Annotated in this window: 12 protein-coding genes; 5 read left to right on the top strand and 7 right to left on the bottom strand. The window is 71.4% G+C overall.

Going from position 1 to position 13981, the window contains the following annotated elements; all coding sequences use genetic code 11:
• Positions 1 to 219: 219 nt before the first annotated feature.
• Both BM419_RS22020 and BM419_RS22015 read left to right on the top strand, forming a co-directional pair.
• Positions 220 to 1044, top strand: a complete 825-nt coding sequence (locus BM419_RS22020) for a 2-keto-4-pentenoate hydratase (RefSeq protein WP_091927669.1) — start codon at positions 220 to 222, stop codon at positions 1042 to 1044.
• Positions 1045 to 1145: 101 nt separating this feature from the next.
• Positions 1146 to 1382 carry a hypothetical protein gene (locus tag BM419_RS22015; RefSeq protein ID WP_091927668.1) on the top strand — a complete coding sequence of 79 codons (237 nt, stop codon included), beginning with the start codon at positions 1146 to 1148 and terminating at the stop codon, positions 1380 to 1382.
• A gap of 27 nt (positions 1383 to 1409) precedes the next feature.
• Here the strand turns inward: BM419_RS22015 and BM419_RS22010 are convergent, their stop codons facing one another.
• Complete coding sequence (locus tag BM419_RS22010) at positions 1410 to 2117, bottom strand: response regulator (RefSeq protein WP_020094318.1); 708 nt, start codon at positions 2115 to 2117, stop codon at positions 1410 to 1412.
• Positions 2114 to 2641 carry a MarR family winged helix-turn-helix transcriptional regulator gene (locus BM419_RS22005; RefSeq protein WP_091682725.1) on the bottom strand — a complete coding sequence of 176 codons (528 nt, stop codon included), beginning with the start codon at positions 2639 to 2641 and terminating at the stop codon, positions 2114 to 2116. The genes BM419_RS22010 and BM419_RS22005 overlap by 4 nt, the downstream gene beginning before the upstream one ends.
• 215 nt (positions 2642 to 2856) lie before the next feature.
• Between BM419_RS22005 and BM419_RS22000 the strand changes: the two genes are divergently transcribed.
• Positions 2857 to 4224 carry an 8-oxoguanine deaminase gene (locus BM419_RS22000; protein ID WP_091927667.1) on the top strand — a complete coding sequence of 456 codons (1368 nt, stop codon included), beginning with the start codon at positions 2857 to 2859 and terminating at the stop codon, positions 4222 to 4224.
• 154 nt (positions 4225 to 4378) lie between these two features.
• On the opposite strand, the gene BM419_RS21995 is transcribed toward BM419_RS22000, so the two are convergent.
• The 4 genes from BM419_RS21995 to BM419_RS21980 form a co-directional block, all read right to left on the bottom strand.
• Positions 4379 to 6052 (bottom strand): formate--tetrahydrofolate ligase, encoded by a 1674-nt coding sequence (locus BM419_RS21995; RefSeq protein ID WP_020094314.1) that lies wholly within the window; start codon positions 6050 to 6052, stop codon positions 4379 to 4381.
• Positions 6053 to 6312: 260 nt separating this feature from the next.
• Entirely contained in the window at positions 6313 to 7272 is a 960-nt protein-coding gene (locus tag BM419_RS21990; protein ID WP_091927666.1) for an OmpA family protein, read from the bottom strand.
• Positions 7273 to 7495: 223 nt separating this feature from the next.
• Positions 7496 to 9364, bottom strand: coding sequence for a tetratricopeptide repeat protein (locus BM419_RS21985; protein ID WP_020094312.1), 1869 nt, complete (start codon positions 9362 to 9364; stop codon positions 7496 to 7498).
• A gap of 279 nt (positions 9365 to 9643) precedes the next feature.
• Positions 9644 to 11317, bottom strand: a complete 1674-nt coding sequence (locus BM419_RS21980) for an electron transfer flavoprotein-ubiquinone oxidoreductase (protein ID WP_091927665.1) — start codon at positions 11315 to 11317, stop codon at positions 9644 to 9646.
• A gap of 237 nt (positions 11318 to 11554) precedes the next feature.
• On the opposite strand from BM419_RS21980, the gene BM419_RS21975 reads away from it, so the two are divergent.
• Together BM419_RS21975 and BM419_RS21970 are read left to right on the top strand one after the other, a co-directional pair.
• Positions 11555 to 12463 (top strand): uracil-DNA glycosylase, encoded by a 909-nt coding sequence (locus tag BM419_RS21975; RefSeq protein ID WP_091927664.1) that lies wholly within the window; start codon positions 11555 to 11557, stop codon positions 12461 to 12463.
• A 155-nt stretch (positions 12464 to 12618) separates the two neighbouring features.
• The gene (locus BM419_RS21970; RefSeq protein ID WP_056533500.1) at positions 12619 to 13530 is read left to right on the top strand and encodes a KPN_02809 family neutral zinc metallopeptidase; all 912 of its coding nucleotides are present in this window, start codon (positions 12619 to 12621) and stop codon (positions 13528 to 13530) included.
• A gap of 147 nt (positions 13531 to 13677) precedes the next feature.
• Here the strand turns inward: BM419_RS21970 and BM419_RS21965 are convergent, their stop codons facing one another.
• On the bottom strand, positions 13678 to 13938 hold the full coding sequence (locus tag BM419_RS21965; protein ID WP_020094308.1) for a hypothetical protein: 261 nt from the start codon (positions 13936 to 13938) through the stop codon (positions 13678 to 13680).
• Between the last annotated feature and the right edge of the window lie 43 nt (positions 13939 to 13981).

Below are 13981 nucleotides of genomic sequence, written 5' to 3'. Positions count from 1 at the left end.
GTATTTTGGTATTCCTCTAATGAAAATATGCTGCGGGCGGCGGGGCCGGGAGCGAACGCCCCAGGAGCGCGCTCCGCGCGGGGGACGGGCCGGCGAGCGTCGGCGGCGCAGCGACAGAGCGCGCGTTCCCGGCGACGGTCACCTCGGGTAAGATCAGTCGGCCGCGATCGAGGCGGCCCGGCGCGGGTGCCGCCCCGTCGGCCCTCACGCCGTGCGCCGATGACCGAGCCGATCTCCGCCGCGGCCCATGCCCGCACGATCCTCTCCGCGCACGAGCATCGCCGCCCGATCGCGCCGCTGACCGACTGGGATCCGGCCCTCGACCTGCCGGCGGCCTACCGGGTGGCCGAGGCGGTCCGGGTCCTGCGCGGGGAGCGCGGCGAGCGGCCGGTCGGCTACAAGATCGGCTTCACCAACACGACCCTGTGGGAGCGCTACGGCGTCCGCGCGCCGATCTGGGGGCACGTCTACGACACGACCCTGCGCGACCGGGCCGCCCTGTCGGGTCCGGTGCCGCTCGCCGCCTTCGTCGAGCCGCGGATCGAGCCGGAGATCGTGTTCGGGCTGGCGCGCGCGCCCGAGCCCGGCATGGATGCCGCGGCGCTGATCGCCTGCCTCGACTGGGCGGCGAGCGGCTTCGAGATCGTGCAGTCACTCTATCCGGGCTGGCGCTTCGCGGCGCCCGACACCGTCGCGGCCTTCGGCCTGCACGGGCTGCTGGTGGTGGGCGAGCGGGTGAGGATCGCCGCGGACGCGCGACCGGCCTGGCTCGGCGAACTCGCGGGCTTCACCGTCGAGCTGCTGCGGGACGGGGCCGTCGCGGACCGGGGCGGCGGCGGCTGCGTGCTCGGGACGGGGCCGCTCGCGGCCCTGGCCCACCTCGTCGATGCGCTGGCTAACGATCCGGTGGCCCCACCGCTCGCGGCCGGGACTGTCGTCACGACGGGCACGCTGACGGACGCGCTGCCCGTCGCCTCCGGTCAGCGCTGGCGCACGCGCCTCGACGGGCTGCGGCTTCCCGGCATCGACCTTGCCCTGATCTGAGAGACCCGGCACGGGTTATCGTGCCGGGTGCGTGCGGTTTCCCGGCCGGCTCCGGGTCTCAGGCATTGGTGATGGTTAGCCGACATGCCAAATGCTGGACCATGCCTGGACGCCCGCGGCGACGCCACACGACCTTCCTCGTCTCCGTGACCGCGGAGGGCGCCGGCGCGGCGCCCGGCGCCACGGTCTACGCGGTGATGAAGCCCAGCGCCGAGGAGGCGGTGGAGGCCGTCCGCGCCCTCGCCGGCCCGTCGGCCAGCCTCGCGATCGTGGGGAGCCTGTCCACCCGGATCGCCAAGGCCCTCAAGCTGAAACCCGACACGCCGCGGGTGGTCTGAGCCGCCCGGCGGCGGCCCGCGGGCGGCTCAATCCACCGCGAGCCGGTAGCCGACGCCCCGCACAGTCTGCAGGAAGACCGGGTTGGCGGGATCGACCTCGGTCTTGCGACGCAGGCGGTTGATCTGCACGTCGACGGTGCGCTCCGCCGCCGCGCCGCCCGGACCAGCGAGCTGCTCGCGCTCGACATTGGCGCCGCCCGCCGTCGCCAGGATCGTCAGGATCTCGCGCTCGCGCTCGGTGATGCGGATCAGCTCGTCGTCGCGGCGCAGCTCGCCCCGGTCGATTCGGAACGCGAACGGCCCGAAGGTCACGGCCTCGGCGGAGGCCGCGCGGGGCCGCACGCTGCGCTTGATGATGTTGTTGAGCCGCAGCGTCAGCTCCCGCGGCTCGAACGGCTTCGGCAGGTAATCGTCCGCGCCGATCTCCAGCCCCATCACCCGGTCGTTCGGGTTGGAGCGGGCCGTGAGCATCAGGATCGGCACGCGCGAGGTCTCGCGGACGCTGCGCGCGTAGTCGAAGCCGTTCTCGCCGGGCATCATCACGTCGAGCACCATGGCGTCGAACACGACGCTCTGGGCCCGGGCCCGCGCCTCCGCGGCGCTCGCCGCCGCGGTGACCCGGAAGCCCTGGTCGGTGAGGTAGCGGGCGAGCAATTCGCGCAGGCGGCGGTCGTCGTCGACCACGAGGACGTGGGGCGCCTCGTCGGGCAGGTCGGACCGGGCGGCGTGGCTCACGCGGGCTCCTCCGCGTCGAGGCGCCCCTCGGCCCCGCCCCCGCGCCGCGCCATCAGGCGCTGGACCGCCGGCCGGTCCTCCGGCTCGATCATCGCCATCAGGAAGTCCTCCGGGGAGCCCCGGGCATCCGGCGCCGCGAGCGCCCGGGCGAGGCGGCGGGCCTGGACCCGCGTCAGGTCGGCCGCGAGCCCGGCGCCGGCCTCGGTGCAGTACAGGAGGCGCTGGCGCCGGTCGCTGGAACCGGGCTTCTGCGCGACGTAGCCCTGCCCGATCAGGTCCTTGAGCACCCGGTTCAGGCTCTGCTTGGTGATGCGCAGGATGTCGAGGAGCTCGGCGATCGTCAGGCCCGGGTACCGGTCGACGAAGTGCAGCACCCGGTGATGGGCGCGGCCGAACCCGTAATCGGCCAGGATCCTGTCCGGATCGCCGACGAAATCCCGGTAGGCGAAGAACAGGAGCTCGATCAGGTCGTCGCTGCCGAGGGCGGCCGGCGCGGCGCCCGGGACGGGTTTCGGCGCGAACATCTCCTCGCGCGGGGCTGTCCGTGTCACGGCGCGGCCGCTCCCAACGGGTGATAGGTCAGTCCCCATGACGTTTCTCAAGGCGGCCGGGGCCCGTCAACCCTGGCCGGGGCGGCCGGGGCGCCGACCGCTCCGGATCCTCAAGCGTGTACCCGCGGGATTGCCCCCGGTCCGACGCCTCCGCTACGCAGGCCCTCGGGCGACGGGAGCGGACGCGCATGGCCGAGGCAGGGGAACCGGGATCGGGACGCCTCTGGATCCGCGACCCGCGCGCCGTCCTGGCCGAGGGCGCCGGCGGCGGGATCGTGGTGGCGGGTACCCGGATCGTCGAGTGCGTGCCGGCGGGCGCGCGCCCCGCCGCGCCCGTGGACGCGACCTTCGACGCGTCGCGCCACGTGGTCATCCCGGGGCTGATCAACACCCACCACCACGCCTTCCAGACGCTGACCCGCGCCCATCCGCTGGCGCTCAACAAGCCGCTCTTCCCCTGGCTGGAGGCGCTCTACACGGTCTGGGGGCGGATCACCCCGGAGGCGTTCCGGCTCGCCACGCGGGTCGCCTTCACCGAGCTGCTGCTCTCGGGCTGCACCACGGCGGGCGACCACCACTACCTGTTCCCGAAGGGCCTCGAGGCGTCGATGGACATCCAGGTCGCGGAGGCCCGCGACCTCGGGATCCGGGCCGCGCTCACCCGCGGCTCCCTGAGCCTGTCGGACCGGGCGGGCGGCCTGTCGCCCGCGGCCCTGACCCAGGACGACGACGCGATCCTCTCGGACTGCGAGCGGGTGCTGAACCTGTTCCACGATCCCGCCCCCGGGGCGATGGTGCAGATCGCCCTCGCCCCCTGCTCGCCGTTCTCGGTGACCGAGCGCCTGATGCGCGCGAGCGCGGAGCTCGCCGCCCGCAGCGGGTGCCGGCTGCACACCCATCTCGGCGAGACGCGCGACGAGGAGGCCTATTGCCAGCAGATGTTCGGCTGCCGCCCGGTGGAGTACCTCGAAGAGGTCGGCTGGCTGAGCGACCGGGTCTGGCTCGCGCACGACATCCACTTCACCGATGCCGAGGTCGCGCGGCTCGGCGCGGCCGGCGTCGGTGTCTGCCACTGCCCGACCTCGAACATGACCCTAGCCTCGGGCCGCTGCCGCACCTGCGAGCTGGAGGCGGCGGGCGCGCCCGTCGGCCTCGGCGTTGACGGCTCGGCCTCGAACGACAGCTCGAACCTGATGGAGGGGGTGCGCCACGCCCTCATGATCAACCGGCTCACCTACGGGGCGGAGGCCGTGACGCATCTCGACGCCCTGCGCTGGGCGACCGAGGGCTCGGCCGCCTGCCTCGGCCGCTCCGATATCGGCCGGATCGCGCCGGGCCGCGAGGCGGACCTCGCCCTGTTCACCCTGGACGAGCTGCGCTTCTCCGGTGCCCACAACCCGCTGGCGGCGCTCGTCCTGTGCGGCGCCACCCGGGCCGACCGGGTGATGGTCGCGGGGCGCTGGCGGGTGATCGACGGGCAGCCGCTCGGGGTCGATACCGGGATGCTGCGCGAGGCGCATTCCCGGCTGGCGGTGGACTTGTTCGGGGACGCGTAGGGGCGGCCCCTGATCCGACCCGCTCCGTCATCGCGAGCGCAGCGACCCAGGGCAGCGCGCGATCTCCGGATGCGGTGTGTCCCTGGATTGCTTCGCTCCGCTCGCAACGACGAACGGCGGGGCCCGCCCGTGGGCGAGCCCCGCGCGACGTTTCTCAGAACAGCCCGTCGATCTGCCCGTTGGCGTCGAGCCGGATCGTGTCGGCGGCCGGCACCCGGGGCAGGCCCGGCATGGTCATGATCTCCCCGCAGATCGCCACCACGAAGCCCGCGCCGGCCGAGAGCCGGACGTCGCGCACGCCGACGATGTGGCCCTCGGGGGCGCCCATCAGGGTCGGGTCGGTGGAGAAGGAGTACTGGGTCTTGGCCATGCAGATCGGCAGGTGGCCGTAGCCGTCCTTCTCGAAGGTGGCGAGCTTGCCGGCGGCCTTGGTCTCGATCTGGATGTCGGCGGCGCCGTACAGCTTGGTGGCGATCGCCCGGATCTTGTCGGTGAGCCGGCTCTCGGTCTCGTAGGCGTGGCGGATCGGCGCCGGCTCGGCCTGGCTGAGCTTCACCACCGCGCGGGCGAGTTCCTCGGCCCCGGCACCGCCCTCGGCCCAGTGGCGGCAGGTGATCGCCTCCACGTCGAGCCGCTCGCGGCACAGGTCCTTGAGCTTGGCGTGCTCGGCGTCGGTGTCGGCGTGGAAGTGGTTGACGCCGACCACCACCGGCAGGCCGAAGCCGCGCAGGTTGGTGACGTGACGGGCGAGATTGGCGAAACCCTTCTCCAGGGCATCGATGTTCTCGGACCCGAGGTTCTTCTTGTCGACGCCGCCGTGCATCTTGAGGGCGCGGACCGTCGCCACCACCACCACGGCCGAGGGAGTCAGGCCCGCCTGCCGGCACTTGATGTCCAGGAACTTCTCGGCGCCGAGATCGGCGCCGAAGCCGGCCTCCGTCACCGTGTAGTCGGCGAGCCGCAGGCCGGCCCGCGTGGCGATCACCGAGTTGCAGCCGTGGGCGATGTTGGCGAAGGGGCCGCCGTGGATCAGCGCCGGGTTGCCCTCGAGGGTCTGCACGAGGTTCGGCTGCAGGGCGTCCTTGAGCAGCACCGTCATGGCGCCGGTGGCCTTCACGTCCTTGAGGGTGACGAGCTTGCGGTCGCGGGTCTCGGCGATGACGATCCGGCCGAGGCGCTCCTCCAGGTCGGCGAGGTCCTTGGCGAGGCAGAACACCGCCATCACCTCGGAGGCCACCGTGATGTCGAACCCGTCCTCGCGGGGAAAGCCGTTGGCGACGCCGCCGAGCGACTGGTTGATCGCGCGCAGGGCCCGGTCGTTCATGTCGACGACCCGGCGCCAGTGGATGCGGCGGACGTCGATGTTGAGCTCGTTCGCCCAGTAGACGTGGTTGTCGATCAGCGCGGCCGCGAGGCTGTGGGCCGACGTGATGGCGTGGAAGTCGCCGGTGAAGTGCAGGTTGATCTGCTCCATCGGCACGACCTGCGCCTTGCCGCCGCCGGCCGCGCCGCCCTTCATGCCGAAGCACGGCCCGAGCGAGGGCTCGCGCAGGCAGATCATGGTCTTCTCGCCGATACGGTTCAGGGCGTCGCCCAGGCCCACCGTGGTGGTGGTCTTGCCCTCGCCCGCGGGCGTCGGGGAGATCGCCGTCACCAGCACGAGCTTGCCGGGCTTCCGGCTCTCCAGCCCGGCGATGTAGCCGTGGTCGATCTTGGCGATGTGCTTGCCGTAATTGTGGAGCGCGTCATCCGGGATGCCGAGCTTCTCGGCGACCTGCGCGATCGGCTTCAGGGTCGCGGCGCGGGCGATCTCGATGTCTGACGGCATGGGCCTTCCTCCCTGGGTCGCGGGCACGTGCCCGCCCGCCGGCTCTTGCCGTGCGAATCTCCTGCCGGGCGGGACGCGGCGTGGCCGCCCGCGAACGGCCACGCACTGTGCGTCAAAGCTCGCGAAAATGCGCGTCGATTTTTATGAGCTGGCGGACAAAATACTCTTGTCGATCGCGCTGTCCCCCGCTCCGACGCCGGAGCGCTACCGGATGGTCCGTCCGAGCCCGGCCGCCGGGGGTCTTCGCGCGCCCGCGCCGCTCAGAACTTGACCAGCTCGACGCGCCGGTTCTGCGCCCGCCCCGCCTCGCTGTCGTCGGCGGCGACCGGGCTGGCTGAACCGAAGCCCTTGGCCTTCAGCCGGTCCTTCGCGATTCCGGCGCCGACGAGCCTCGCCATGACCGCTCTGGCACGGCCGTCGGACAGGGCCTGGTTGTGCGCGGCGGCCCCGGTCCCGTCCGTGTAGCCGTTGATCGCGAGCCGCAGGCCGGGATCCGTCTGGAGCAGGGCCGCCACCGCGTCGATCTGCGGGGCGGAGGCCGGCAGGATCTCGGTCCTGTCGGTGGCGAAGTTGACCTGGATCACCGCCTTCCCGGTCTTGTCGAGATCCTGCTTCAGCCGCTCGGCGGGCAGGAGGGCGGCGGTCTGCACGAACGGCTTCGTCTCGAGGATCGTCCAGGCCGCGGTGAAGCTGTCGGGCACGAAATGCACCCAGATCTGCCGGTCCGGCCGGCGGATCACCCAGGTCTGGACGGGCACGTTGTAGACGTCGCCCAGGCCCTCATACATCCCGATCCGGATCTCCTCCGGCAGCGTCTCCGTCACGGAGTTGGGGATCCGGCCGTCGGCGATCTTCCGGCCGCCGGCCTGCGTCAGCACGGCCTCGATGTTCTTCTTCAGCTCGTAGGCGGAGTAGGTCTTGCCGTCCTTGGGACCGATCAGGGACTGGAAGACCTTGCCTTCGACCTCGTGGAGCGCTGCGCCGGTCCAGAACAGGAAATGCCCGAATTCCCGCGTCTCGGGCAGGTTCACCGGCTGGTAGCCGTCGGGCAGCGCGAAGTAGGGAAAGCGGCCGAGCGGCGCGGCCGAGACGGGAACGGAATCGAGCGCGAAGGCCTTCGGCGCCGACGCCGCGTCCTGCGCCCGCGCGGGATCGGCCCCGATCCCGGACGCCGCGCAGGCGAGGACCAGCAGGACACAGACAGGCTTCAGCACTCTCACGTCGCACTCCGGAACGTTGCGGAGGCGCGACGATAGCGGGCGCGGATCGGTGGGCAATTAGGTCGCTCGACCTACGGCCTCCGGGCCGCAGCGCGGGCGCCCGAAGCCGCGACAGGGCGGCGGGCGCGGGCCGGATCTCGCGGCCTCGCGTTCCGAAATGGCCCGCGCATCGTCGGGACGGCGCGGCAGCCGCACCGCCCCGAGGCGGGACTTGGCGGGAGGCCTAGCCCCCCGACTTCTTGGCCTTGTCGGCGGAGCCCGGCGCCTCGTGCGGCTGGGGGGCGCCCTTCGGGAGTTCCGGGTTGTCGGGATTGTGCGGGGCGGCGACCGGGGCCGGCACCGTCTCGGCGGTGGCGGTGGGCTTCTCGATGTCGGGCAGCCCGTCCTTCAACTTCGCGTTGATCTGGGTGAGGTCGTCCGGCTCGGGGTTCAGGTCCTTGGCGTGCTGCCACTGGAACTTGCCCTCGAGGCGCCGGCCCGAGCGCCAGTAGGCGTCGCCGAGGTGGTCGTTGATGGTCGGATCGCCGGGCTTCAGCTCGACCGCCTTCTCCAGCTCGCGCACCGCGTCGTCCCAGCGGCCGAGGCGGTAATAGGCCCAGCCGAGGCTGTCGACGATCATGCCGTCCCGCGGGCTCGCGTCGGCGGCCTGTTGCAGCAGCTTGAACGCCTCGTCGATGTTGATGTTCTGGTCGACCCAGGAATAGCCGAGGTAGTTCATCACCTGGGCCTTGGCGGCCGGCTGGTTGGCCGGCACCAGGGACAGGGCCTTCTTCAGGTCGGCCTCGGCCTTCGGCCACTGCTTGGCGCGCTCGTAGGCGGTGCCGCGGAAATAGTAGGTCGTCCAGTAGTTGGATTGCGGCCGGTTCCCGATCAGGTCGATGGCGCGGGTGTAGGTGGCCGCCGCCTCCTCGTACTTCTTGCGGGCGCGCTGCACGTTGCCCAGCGCCGTGATGACGTCGATGTCGTCCGGGTGGGCCTTCATCGCCGCGTCGAGATGGGCCAGCGCCTCGTCGCCCTTGCCCATCTGCTCCAGGTTCAGGCCGATCTGGATGTCGGCGTTGAGCTTGAGCGGGGAATTGGCCGGGATCTGCGCGTAGGCCTCGTTGGCGCGCTCGGGCTGCTTCATCCGGTCGAGCGTGTCGGCGAGCGTCAGCCGGGCCAGCGCGTGGTCGGGGGCGAGGTAGAGGGCGAGCCGCAGGTAGATCACCGCGGGCAGCTCGTCGCCCTGGGTCGAGCCGGCGGAGCCCAGCCCGTACAGCACCTCGGCGGCGCCCTCCTGGGCGGTGCCGATCAGCCGCGTGAGCGGCTTGCCGTCCTTCAGCTTCTCGAGGGCGTCGCGCACCAGCGGGTGGCGCGGCGAGAGCTGGTCGAAGTCGGAATAGGCCTGGATCGCCAGGTCGGTGCGGCCGAGGCTGGCCTCCATGCGGGCGTAGGCGTCGACGATGCGCAGGGTGTTGTGGTCGGCGTCGTAGGCGGCCTTGAGGCGGCGCTCGGCCTCGGCGTTGTCGCCGGTCACCGAGGCGATCAGGCCGGCATGGTAGTCCCGGAAGGTGTTGTAGTAGCGCTCGCCCCGGAGCTTGTTGACCGTCTCCAGCGCCTTCTTGCTGTCGCCGGCGCCCGCGTAGGACCAGGCGGTGAGCAGCGTCGCGGTCAGGTCCGTGGCGGCGCCCCGGCCGCTCCGGGAAAAGTTCTGGCGGGCGGCGGCCCACTGGCCGGCCTTGATCTGGCGCACCCCGAGGGAGAGGTTGGCGAGGCCGTTGGTCGGATCGCGGGCGATCAGCTTCTCGGCGGTGCGGAACGCGTCCGGCAGGGCGCCGTCGGCCAGCAGCGAGATGAAGGCGCGCTCGACGAGTTCCGCGTTGCGCGGGTCGGCCTTCACCGCCTCGCGGTAGAAGGTCGCCGCCGCCGCCGTGTCCCGCGACGCGCCCGCGATGTAGGCGGAGAGGAAGTTGCCCTCGAGCGAGTCCGCAGGCTCGTAGTCGAGCACCGGGGTCGATTCCTTCGGCTGCGCGGCGAGCACGGTCTGCGGGAGCCCGGCGGCGAGCAGCAGGGCGAGCGCCGAAACGCTCCGGCGGGCGCGTGTCATCATCATGAACCGATCGCGGCTCCTGGGCGCCGGCCCGTCGGGGGCCGGGCGCGAGAATGGCGGGGCATCCCCGAAAAAACGTTGGGGACACTGAACCCATCCCGCCAGCCCCGCAAGGCGAAAGGATGGCGCGGGGGTTGAGGCCGGGTTGGTCGGCCGTCCCGTCATCGCGAGCGCAGCGAAGCGACCCAGGGCGGCGGGACGTCTGCCCACGGAGCGGTTCACTGGATTGCTTCGCTGCGCTCGCAAAGACGTGAGCCTCGGCCCCTCGGCCGAGGGCTGACCTCACATGTTCGGGTAGTTCGGCCCGCCCGGACCCTCCGGCGTCACCCAGTCGATGTTCTGGTTCGGATCCTTGATGTCGCACGTCTTGCAGTGGACGCAGTTCTGGGCGTTGATCTGGTAGCGCACGCCGTCGCTGGCGGCGGCATCCGCCACCCACTCGTAGACGCCCGCCGGGCAGTAGCGGCCGGAAGGCCCGCCGTAGACGTCGTGCTCGGAGCGCTTCTGCAGCTCCAGGTCGCGGACCTTGAGGTGGGGCGGCTGGTCCTCCTCGTGGTTGGTGTTCGACAGGTAGACCGAGGACAGCCGGTCGAAGGTCAGCTTGCCGTCCGGCTTCGGGTAGACGATCGGCGTCACCTCCGAGAGCGGCTTGAGGCAGGCGTGGTCGGGCTTGCCGTGGGACAGCGTGCCGAACGGCGAGGCGCCGAGGATGCAGGTCGCCCACATGTCGATCCCGCCGAGCCCCACGCCGACCAGCGTGCCGTACTTGGACCAGAGCGGCTTGACGTTGCGCACCGCCTTCAGGTCCTGCCCGATCGGGCTGTCGCGCCAGCCGGCCTCGTAGGCGGTGAGCTCGTCGCCCGCGCGGCCCGCCTTCAGGGCGTCCGCGATGGCGTCGGCCGCCTGCATGCCGGACAGGATCGCGTTGTGCGAGCCCTTGATCCGCGGCACGTTCACGAAGCCCGCCGAGCAGCCGACGAGGCAGCCGCCCGGGAAGACGAGCTTGGGCACCGATTGCCAGCCGCCCTCCATGATGGCCCGCGCGCCGTAGCCGATGCGCTTGGCCCCCTCGAAGGTCTCGGCGATCATCGGGTGGGTCTTGAAGCGCTGGAACTCCTCGAACGGCGACAGGGTCGGGTTCTCGTAGTTCAGGTGCGTGACGAAGCCGACCGAGAGCAGGTGGTCGTCGAAATGGTAGAGCCAGGAGCCGCCGCCGGCCTTGTTGGGCAGCGGCCAGCCCATGGTGTGCTGCACGAGGCCGGGCTCGAACTTGCCGGGCGCGAGCTGCCAGAGCTCCTTCACGCCGAGCCCGTACTTGAAGTGGTCGCTGTGCCGGTTGAGCGCGAAGCGCTGGATCAGCCCCTTGGTCAGGTTGCCGCGGGCGCCCTCGCCGAACACCGTGTACTTGCCGCGCAATTCCATGCCGCGGGTGTAGTCGTCGCGGGGCTCGCCCGACTTGCCGATGCCGAGATCGCCCGTGGCGATGCCCGCCACCGCGCCGTTCCCGTCGAACAGCACCTCGGAGGCTGGGAAGCCCGGATAGATCTCGACGCCGAGCGCCTCGGCCTGGGCCCCCAGGTACTTGCAGGTGTTCGAGAGCGAGCCGACGAAGTTGCCGTGGTTCGACATGAGCTTGGGGAAGAACACGTTCGGCAGGGTGATGCCGCTGTTCTTGGTGAGCATCATGAACTCGTCGCGCTGCACCTCGGTCTTCAGCGGACGCTCGGGATCCTGGCGCCACTCCGGCAGCAGGCGATCCAGGCCGATCGGGTCGATCACCGCCCCCGACAGGATGTGGGCGCCGACCTCCGAGCCCTTCTCGACGACGACGACCGAGATCTCCTCGCCGATCTCGGCGGCGCGCTGCTTCAGGCGGATCGCGGTGGCGAGGCCGGCCGGGCCGGCGCCCACCACGACCACGTCGAAATCCATGCTCTCGCGTTCGGGCAGCGCCATCCTCGGGTTCCTTTTCTTGTTCCGGCGCCCGGTTCGTCGCCGGGCCGGCCTTCCTGATGCCGTCTCAAGCGATTCCAAGCTAGAAAGGCAAGTTGCCGACGCTCAAGCTCAAGGCAAAGTTCCCTTTGCCGCAGGGAACGGCGTCACAGCGCTGCGCCGCGCCGCGCTGTTCGGTCACGCAAGTCCTTGCCACCCGGAGCGATTCGGCGAGTTGTCCACAGGCCCCGGCGATCCCACATGCTGAGTCCCATGCCGAGCCCCACCGACGCGCAAGCCGACCTGATCGCCTATCTCGACTTCCACGTGGAGGCCGGGGCCGACGCGGCGCTCGACGAGCAGCCGCACGACCGCTTCAACGAGGCCGACACGCCCGCGCCTACCTTGCGCGCGCCGCGCCGGGCGCCCCCCCGGGCCGCCGAGCAGCCGCCGGTCAGCCCGGTCGCCAACACGCTCGTGCCGCCCCCCGGATCGGCGCCCCCGGCCACGGCCGCGCCCACCGCGGCGCCGCGCACCTTCGGCCGCGCCGCCAGCGCCCAGCCCGACGAGGCCGCGAGCGACGCCCGCGCCCGGGCGCGGCAGGCCAAGTCCCTCGACGAGCTCGAGCGGATTCTCGCGGATTTCGACGCCTGCCCGCTGCGCTTCACGGCGAAGAACCTCGTCTTCGCCGACGGCAATCCCGAGGCGCGGGTGATGTTTCTCGGCGAGGCGCCCGGCGCCGACGAGGACCGGATCGGCAAGCCCTTCATGGGCCGCTCGGGCCAGCTCCTCGACAAGATGATGAAGGCGGTCGGGCTCGACCGGACGAGCGCCTATATCGGCAACATCGTGCCCTGGCGGCCGCCGGGCAACCGCAACCCGACCCCCCAGGAGGTGGCCGTGTGCCGGCCCTTCGTGGAGCGCCAGATCGAACTCGTCGACCCGGACATCATCGTCTGCCTCGGCGCGCCCGCGACCCAGACGCTGACCGGCACCAAGGACGGTATCCTGCGGACCCGAGGCCGCCTCTTCCCGTACAAGTTGCCGAGCCGCGAGGTGAAGCTGCTCGCCACGCTCCACCCGGCCTTCCTGCTGCGCCAGCCGGTCCAGAAGCGCCTCGCGTGGCGGGACTTCCGGTCCTTGCGCGCCCTCCTCGACGGGAAAGCGTGACCGCGAGCTTGACCGGAGTGACGGAACCGGCTCTCCCCTCCCGCCATTAGAGCTTCGTTCCCGCTGCTGGCGCGCCATCGGCCGGACACGACGACGCACAGCCAATCCCGGCCCGCCCGAGGCGGCCGGCGCAGCACCGATGGCGGGACCCAACCATGCGCTGGGAAGATCTACGCAGCTCCGACAACGTCGAGGATCGCCGGGGCGAGGGCGGCGGCGGTGGCGGCATGGGCTTTCCCGGCGGCGGCGCCGGCGGGCTCGGCATCGGCACCATCGTGGTGCTGCTGATCATCAGCTACTTCACGGGCATCAACCCGGCGATCCTGATCGGCGGCGCCCAGCAGATCGGTGGCGGCGGCCGCAGCCAGCAGGAGCAGGTCGACCCGCAGACCCAGGCCAAGCGGCGCCAGGCCCCGACCGACGACAGCGGCCGGTTCGCCTCCAAGATCCTCGGCAACACCGAGGACGTGTGGAGCCAGATCCTGCCGCAGCAGACCGGCAAGCAGTACACCCCGACGACGCTGGTGCTCTACACCGGCGGCACGCGCTCCGGCTGCGGCTCGGCCCAGGCCGCGATGGGGCCGTTCTACTGCCCGCTCGACAAGAAGGTCTATCTCGACACCGGCTTCTTCAAGGAGATGGCCTCGAAGTTCGGCGTGAAGGGCGACTTCGCCTACGCGTACGTGATCGCCCACGAGGTCGGCCACCACGTCCAGGACGTGCTCGGCATCCTCGGCAAGGTCCAGCAGCGCCAGCAGCAGGCCTCCAGCAAGACCGAGGCGAACGCCCTCTCGGTGCGGATCGAGCTGATGGCCGACTGCCTCGCCGGCGTCTGGGCCAAGAACTCCAACGACAAGTACGCCGAGCTCGAGCAGGGCGACATCGACGAGGCGCTGAACGCCGCCGCTCAGATCGGCGACGACGCGCTGCAGCAGCGCTCGCGGGGCTACGTGGTGCCGGATTCCTTCACCCACGGCTCCTCGGCCCAGCGCCAGCGCTGGTTCATGGCCGGCTACAAGAGCGGCCAGACCAAGTCCTGCGACACGTTCCGGACGGCCAACAACTGAAGGCGGATCGCGGCTTCACGAGCCGCCCCCGTCATCGCGAGCGCAGCGAAGCGGTCCAGGGTAACGTGACGTCGCCGGATGTGGCGCCGCTGGATTGCTTCGCTCCTCTCGCACTGACGGCGCGCGGAGATCCGGCGGGCACACGCCTCACCCCCGGCTCAGCCGCCGGGCGTTGGCCTGGACCTTCCGCCGGTAGCTGCGGATCACCTTGCCGTTCGAGGCGCCCGCGGCGAGCATGAGCGCCGCCTCGCCGGCGGCCAGCATCTTCTCGGTCACCATGAGCTGCGCCTCGGCCTGGGCCGCCGGGCCGCCGAGGGCGAACATCGCCATGCGCTGCGCGATGACGCCCTGCGCCTCCAGCCCCAGCATGGCCATATCCATGCCCGTCATCCACCAACCGAACAGCATCGCGATCCTCATGTTGCCCAGGGCAACGGCCGAGCCTCATCCC

Origin of the sequence: Methylobacterium sp. yr668 (genome assembly GCF_900116245.1) — a bacterium.
Classification (GTDB): Bacteria; Pseudomonadota; Alphaproteobacteria; order Rhizobiales; family Beijerinckiaceae; genus Methylobacterium.
This window is presented reverse-complemented; position numbering and strand designations above follow the sequence as displayed.

What these genes read in the sequence shown, in the direction of transcription:
- BM419_RS21975 (WP_091927664.1), top strand. Translation starts at nt 11,555, where the DNA reads ATGCTGAGTCCCATGCCGAGCCCCACCGACGCGCAAGCCGACCTGATC.
- BM419_RS21985 (WP_020094312.1), bottom strand. Translation starts at nt 9,364, where the DNA reads ATGATGATGACACGCGCCCGCCGGAGCGTTTCGGCGCTCGCCCTGCTG.
- BM419_RS22000 (WP_091927667.1), top strand. Translation starts at nt 2,857, where the DNA reads ATGGCCGAGGCAGGGGAACCGGGATCGGGACGCCTCTGGATCCGCGAC.
- BM419_RS22005 (WP_091682725.1), bottom strand. Translation starts at nt 2,641, where the DNA reads ATGTTCGCGCCGAAACCCGTCCCGGGCGCCGCGCCGGCCGCCCTCGGC.
- BM419_RS22020 (WP_091927669.1), top strand. Translation starts at nt 220, where the DNA reads ATGACCGAGCCGATCTCCGCCGCGGCCCATGCCCGCACGATCCTCTCC.
- BM419_RS21995 (WP_020094314.1), bottom strand. Translation starts at nt 6,052, where the DNA reads ATGCCGTCAGACATCGAGATCGCCCGCGCCGCGACCCTGAAGCCGATC.
- BM419_RS22015 (WP_091927668.1), top strand. Translation starts at nt 1,146, where the DNA reads ATGCCTGGACGCCCGCGGCGACGCCACACGACCTTCCTCGTCTCCGTG.
- BM419_RS21965 (WP_020094308.1), bottom strand. Translation starts at nt 13,938, where the DNA reads ATGCTGTTCGGTTGGTGGATGACGGGCATGGATATGGCCATGCTGGGG.
- BM419_RS21970 (WP_056533500.1), top strand. Translation starts at nt 12,619, where the DNA reads ATGCGCTGGGAAGATCTACGCAGCTCCGACAACGTCGAGGATCGCCGG.
- BM419_RS21980 (WP_091927665.1), bottom strand. Translation starts at nt 11,317, where the DNA reads ATGGCGCTGCCCGAACGCGAGAGCATGGATTTCGACGTGGTCGTGGTG.